Origin of the sequence: Pseudomonas sp. NPDC089569 (assembly GCF_050280625.1) — a bacterium.
In the GTDB taxonomy this organism is placed as follows: domain Bacteria; phylum Pseudomonadota; class Gammaproteobacteria; order Pseudomonadales; family Pseudomonadaceae; genus Aquipseudomonas.
This window is the reverse complement of the sequence record NZ_JBNNVQ010000202.1, coordinates 1-3,832: the sequence shown is the minus strand read 5'-3', so window position 1 is coordinate 3,832 and position 3,832 is coordinate 1. Positions and strand designations below refer to the sequence as shown.

The 3,832-nt window shown below is 60.7% G+C and carries 3 protein-coding genes and 1 pseudogene; 1 reads left to right on the top strand and 3 read right to left on the bottom strand.

The genetic code is table 11. The annotated features are described in order from the left end of the window. A pseudogene (locus ACQKP2_RS32105) lies at positions 1 to 98 on the bottom strand (hypothetical protein); the annotation flags it as partial. Positions 99 to 146: 48 nt separating this feature from the next. Beyond that, a complete protein-coding gene (locus ACQKP2_RS32100; protein ID WP_427582283.1) occupies positions 147 to 1,493 on the bottom strand; it encodes a class II 3-deoxy-7-phosphoheptulonate synthase in 1,347 nt (448 codons plus the stop codon). A gap of 163 nt (positions 1,494 to 1,656) precedes the next feature. On the opposite strand from ACQKP2_RS32100, the gene ACQKP2_RS32095 reads away from it, so the two are divergent. Beyond that, positions 1,657 to 2,412 (top strand): spermidine synthase, encoded by a 756-nt coding sequence (locus ACQKP2_RS32095; protein ID WP_427582282.1) that lies wholly within the window; start codon positions 1,657 to 1,659, stop codon positions 2,410 to 2,412. Positions 2,413 to 2,523: 111 nt separating this feature from the next. Here ACQKP2_RS32095 and ACQKP2_RS32090 read toward each other — a convergent pair whose 3' ends face one another. Further along, positions 2,524 to 3,315, bottom strand: coding sequence for a crotonase/enoyl-CoA hydratase family protein (locus ACQKP2_RS32090; RefSeq protein ID WP_427582281.1), 792 nt, complete (start codon positions 3,313 to 3,315; stop codon positions 2,524 to 2,526). Positions 3,316 to 3,832 lie beyond the last annotated feature (517 nt).

Below are 3,832 nucleotides of genomic sequence, written 5' to 3'. Positions count from 1 at the left end.
CCAAGGGTGCCGGCGAAGTAGCGGTGGATCATTTCGTTCCAGCCCTTGTGGGCTTCCACCGGGGCGTCCGGGAAATGCAGCTCGGCATGGGCCAGGGGAAACATATCCTGTGGGAGCGAGCCTGCTCGCGATGGGCGCGACGCGGTCTAGCGCCGAACCTGCTTCAGGGTCTCGGCAATCAGAAACGCCAACTCCAGCGACTGATCGGCATTCATTCGCGGGTCGCAATGGGTGTGATACCGGTCCGACAAGGCGTCTTCGGTAATCGGCCGTGCGCCGCCGATGCACTCGGTGACGTTCTGCCCGGTCATCTCGATATGGATGCCGCCGGCATAACTGCCTTCGGCTTCATGCACCTGGAAGAACTGCTTCACTTCACCCAGGATCTGCGCAAAGTCGCGGGTCTTGTAGCCGCTGCTGGCCTTGATGGTGTTGCCGTGCATCGGGTCCGAGCTCCAAAGCACCTGCTTGCCCTCACGCTGCACCGCGCGAATCAGTTGTGGCAGGTGATCGCCGACCTTGTTCGCGCCCATCCGCGCAATCAGGTTCAGGCGGCCGGGGTCGTTTTCCGGATTGAGAATATCGATCAGGCGAATCAGGTCGTCGGTGTTCATGCTCGGGCCGACCTTGACGCCGATCGGGTTGTTCACGCCGCGCAGAAACTCGACATGGGCGCCGTCGAGCTGGCGGGTACGATCACCAATCCAGAGCATGTGTGCGGAGCAATCGTAATAGTCGTTGGTCAGGCTGTCGCGACGCACGAAGGCTTCTTCATAGTTCAGCAGCAGCGCTTCATGAGCGGTGAAGAAGCTGGTTTCGCGCAGTTGCGGCGAGCTGTCCATGCCACAGGCACGCATGAAGGCCAGGGTTTCATCGATGCGGTCGGCCAGGTGGCTGTACTTTTCGGCCAGGGCCGAGTTCGCGATGAAATCCAGGTTCCACTTGTGCACCTGGTGCAAGTCGGCAAACCCGCCCTGAGCGAATGCGCGCAGCAGGTTCAGCGTGGCGGTGGACTGATGGTAGGACTGGAGCAAGCGCTCCGGGTCCGGCACGCGGCTTTTTTCGTCGAAACCGATGCCGTTGACGATGTCGCCACGATAGGCAGGCAGGGTCACGTCACCGATGGTTTCGTCGTTGGCCGAGCGTGGTTTGGCGAACTGCCCGGCCATGCGTCCGACCTTCACCACCGGGCAACCGGCCGCGAACGTCATGACAATGGCCATTTGCAGCAGCACCTTGAAGGTGTCGCGGATTTTCGCGGCGGAGAACTCGGCAAAGCTTTCGGCGCAGTCGCCGCCCTGCAACAGAAACGCACGACCCTGAGTCACCTCGGCAAACTGGCGCCGCAACTCCCGGGCTTCGCCGGCAAACACCAGCGGCGGATAGCTGGCCAGTGTCTGCTCGACCTGCTGCAAATGTGCGGCGTCGGGGTATCGGGGTTGTTGCTGGATCGGCAAGGCACGCCAGCTATCAGGGCTCCAGGGTCGGCTCATCGCGGTCTCTAATGTTTTACGCTCGGGCAACCATGTTATCAGCAATTAGTGCGTGACCTGTTCCCGTCGATTGGCCGACAATCGCGCCTTTGCGACTGTACGCAGTGGTGTTATTGCGTTGCTGTCTGTTCATTGCCGGCAATGCTGACGATCAGGAGTTGAAATGGCTGAGGAGCGCGTCGAGCATCTGCTCGCCGAGGTGCAGGACGAGTTTGGCGTGATTCGCGTACTGGAGGTGGCCGACTACCGTTTTCTCGAATTCGGTGATGCCATCGAGCAAAGTTGCGTATTCACTGCCGACCCCAGCTGGCTCGAATACGATTACACCCGGGCGATGCTGATCGGCGCGCTGTGTCACGAACAACCGGAAACAGCCCTGTTCCTGGGGCTGGGGGCTGGCACGTTGACCCAGGCTTGCCTCAAATTCCTGCCGCTGGAGGATGTCGAAGCCATTGAGCTGCGCCCCGACGTGCCGCGCCTGGCCATTGAATATCTTGGGCTGGATGATGACCCGCGCTTGTATATCCGTGTGGGCGATGCACTGGAACTGCTCGATACCGCCGAACCGGCAGACCTGATTTTCGTCGACCTCTATACCGACGTCGGTCCGGGTGTCGGTCACCTGGCGTGGACTTTCCTGGAAAATTGCCAGAAACGCCTGAACCCGGGGGGATGGCTGGTGATCAATCAGTGGGCGACCGACGATGGCAAACCGCTGGGTGCTGCTTTGCTGCGCGGGCTCTACCACCGACATTACTGGGAACTGCCGGTGAAGGAGGGCAACGTGATCCTGATCGTGCCGTCGGATCTGGATCAGGAGTTGAACATGCAAGGGCTGATCGCTCGCGCCGATGCACTGGCGCCGCGACTGGGGTACTCGTTGGCGTCGCTGATCAAGGCCATTCGCCCGGCGACCTGATTGGGCGTTCTTTCTGGCCTCTTCGCGGGCGAGCCTCGCTCCTACAGTTGATCAAGATCACTTGTGGGAGCGAGCCTGCTCGCGATGGCTTTCCAAAGGCCAGTGCAAAAACTAAAGCCCTTTGAAAACGCCGGGCCGTCGCTCCACCAGCGAGCGCACCCCTTCGTGCGCATCCTCGCTGGCCAGCAATTTCTTCACCAGCGCCGGCAGGCCTCGCGCCGCGGCGGTTTCCCCTTCATAGCGTGCTTGTCTGGCGGACATCAAGGTTGCCTGAACCCCCAGCGGCGCCTGTCGGGCGATTCGCTCGGCCAATTCAATCGCGCGGGACAGCAGGTCCTCGCTGGCCATGACTTCCTGCACCAGTCCCAGATGCAGGGCATCCCGGGCATCGAACTCGTCGCCGGTGAGCATCCAGCGCATGGCATTACCCCAACCGGCCACCTGGTGCAGACGCAAGGTGGCGCCGCCAAAGGGGAAAATGCCGCGCTGCACTTCCATCTGCGCGAAACGGGTATTACTGGCGCACAGATTGATGTCGGCGGCCAGCATCAACTCGATGCCAATGGTCAGGCAATAACCCTGCGCTGCGACAATCACGGGTTTGCTGACCCTGGGCCCTGCGAACACACCCCACGGATCGCAACCACCGGGCGGTGCCTGCCAGCCTTCAGTCAGTGCGGCGCTGGCCTTGGCCAGGTCCAGCCCGGCGGTGAAATGCTCGCCATGACCGAACACCACCGCGACCCGCGCCTCGCCATCGGCTTCGAACTCGCCATAGGCCAGGCTCAGTTCATTGAGAAGATCGAGATCGAAGGCGTTGCGTTTGGCAACCCGATCCAGGCCGATCAGCAGGACATGGCCGCGTTTTTCACGGCTCACACGACTGATGTCGAGCTCTTTCATGGTGCATTTCCTCGGGTGGGAGGGGGAAGTCGGACCAACGGTGAGCAGGTACAGGATGAATCGTTTTAGCGTCATCGCCCGCAGCGCAGGGCTTCTGAAAAATAGTCGCTCGTTCGATTATCCGCAAAGCCTGTTACAGAACGCCGCTGGCGCGAGTTCTGCGATAAAAAAAGCTCCCTTTTTTGGCAAATTCCGGTATAGTGCGCGCCGGTCTTTAGCCGGGCCGCGTTTAGGCAGAGCAAATCCCCGGAGTCAGCTTCGGCTGCCCGTCCGCATTGCGGACTCTTCCTTGACGATTCTTTTCATTCATTCGTTTTCGCAAATCCCCGCCGACAAAGCTGCCAGGGCGACTCTTGAGTCTCAACACGGCATGTGCAGCTTTGGAGCATGGGTCTTTGCGGATGCACTTTGAGGCAGACCCATGACCCAGGAAATCGGCGGCTTCGCCACCCACTGTTTCCAGCGCCGCACCTCCTACCGATCCGGTCTTTGCAGTTGGCTTGCTGGGAAGCTACAG